The sequence below is a fragment of the Nocardia sp. NPDC004722 genome, from assembly GCF_053601505.1.
The window spans coordinates 1-1734 of sequence record NZ_JBSGBY010001008.1 but is presented as its reverse complement, the minus strand read 5'-3'; the positions used below and the strand labels follow the sequence as shown (position 1 = coordinate 1734).

Genomic DNA, 1734 nt, shown 5'->3' with positions numbered 1-1734 from the left:
CGGCGTCGCGTTCAAGGGCAAGAGCGGCTGGTGCAGCAGCATCTGCCCGCTGTTCCCGCTGCAGCGCGCCTACGGGCAGACCCCGTTCGTCACCATCGCCAACAATCACTGCCGCCCGTGCGTCGGCTGCGCCAAGAACTGCTTCGATTTCAAACCGCGCGCCGCCTACCAGGCCGATATGGCCGACCCGGAGCGCGGCTGGGCCGCACCGCGCAAACTGTTCGTGGCCGCCCTGCCCGGGTTCGTGCTGGGCTTCATGCTGCTGGCCGGGCAGACGGGCCTGTCGGTGCCGAATCGGTATCTGGCGCTGGGGGTCTCGCTGCTCGTCGCGATCGGCGTGTACTTCGCATTGGAGGCCCTGACCCCGGTCAGCCCTGCCATGCTGTCGGCAGTGTACGCGGCCGTCGCGCTGAATGTCTTCTACTGGTTCGCCGGACCGGTCCTGATGCGCTCGTTCACCACCGTCACCGGCGTGAGCGCGGCCTGGATGCGCTGGCCGATCAGTCTTCTCATCCTCGCGGCCACCGTCGCGTTCCTGGCTCGCACCCGGGTCAGCGAGTTGCAGTACGCGCTCACCACGGGGGCGCGCACCGCGCCGGTCGTGCTGCCCTTCCCGCGCCTGCGCGCCGACACCGAAAAGCCCGCTGCCCCTGGTGCTTCGGTGGACTTCGACGGCACCGCCGTGGCGGCCGAGACCGGCGCGAGCCTGCTCGAACTGGCCGAGCGGGCGAACCTGCCGCTGGAATCCGGCTGCCGGATGGGTGTCTGCGGCGCGGACCCGGTCGCCGTCCTCGACGGTGCCGAGCGGCTGTGCGAGCCGACCGCCGACGAACGGAACACGCTGCGGCGCTTGGGGTTCGCCGACAACACCCGGATGGCCTGCTGTGCCCGGGTGGACGGCGGCGGGGTCCGGGTGTCGCTCACTCCGGAGCCGGGTCGCGGCCTCGGCGACCGCCCGGCCGCCTTCGACCGCTCCCTGGTGAGCCTGGTCGTCATCGGCAACGGCATCGCCGGCGTCACCGCCGCCGACTTCCTGCGCCGCGGCCACCCCGACTGCGAAATCCACCTGGTCGGCCGGGAATCCCACGACTTCTACAACCGGATGGGCATCTCCCGGCTCATCCCCGGCCGCTCCGCCATGCAGGGCCTGCACCTGCTGCCCGAGCAATGGTACGAGGAGCACGGCATCCACCCGTGGCTCAATACCCTTGCGACGCGGCTGGATCCGCGCGCCCAGCGCGTCCACCTCGGCACCGGCGACGTCCTGCCCTACGACCGGCTCATCCTGGCCACCGGCGCGGCCGCCGCGCTGCCGGAGATCGACGGATTGCATCGCCCCGGCAGTTTCGTGCTCCGCACCGCAGGGGACGCCCTCGACATCCGCGCCTACGCCCAGCAGCGATCGTGCACCCGCGCGGTGGTGGCGGGCGGCGGACTGCTCGGCCTGGAAGCCGCCTACGCCCTGCACCAGTTGGGATTACGGGTCACCGTGCTGGAACGCGGACCCCGCCTGCTCGGCAAGCAACTCGACGCGCGCGCCTCGGCGATCGTGCTCGACTACTTCACCCGGGCCGGGATCGACGTCCGCCACCGCGCCGAAACCGCCGCGCTGACTGGCGATTCCAGGAATTCTGGGCACCACGCCGAACCGGTCCGGGGTGTCGTGCTGAACGGGATCCAAGGTGTCGAACATCGGCTTGAAGCCGTTGAACAGCTTGGACACGTCGAAGCTGG

The 1734-nt window shown here is 70.8% G+C and carries 1 protein-coding gene; it reads left to right on the top strand.

All coding sequences use genetic code 11. The features are described from left to right. Positions 1–1734, top strand: a 1734-nt coding sequence (locus ACWELQ_RS45160) for an FAD-dependent oxidoreductase (RefSeq protein WP_452403101.1), incomplete at both ends; no start/stop codon positions are given.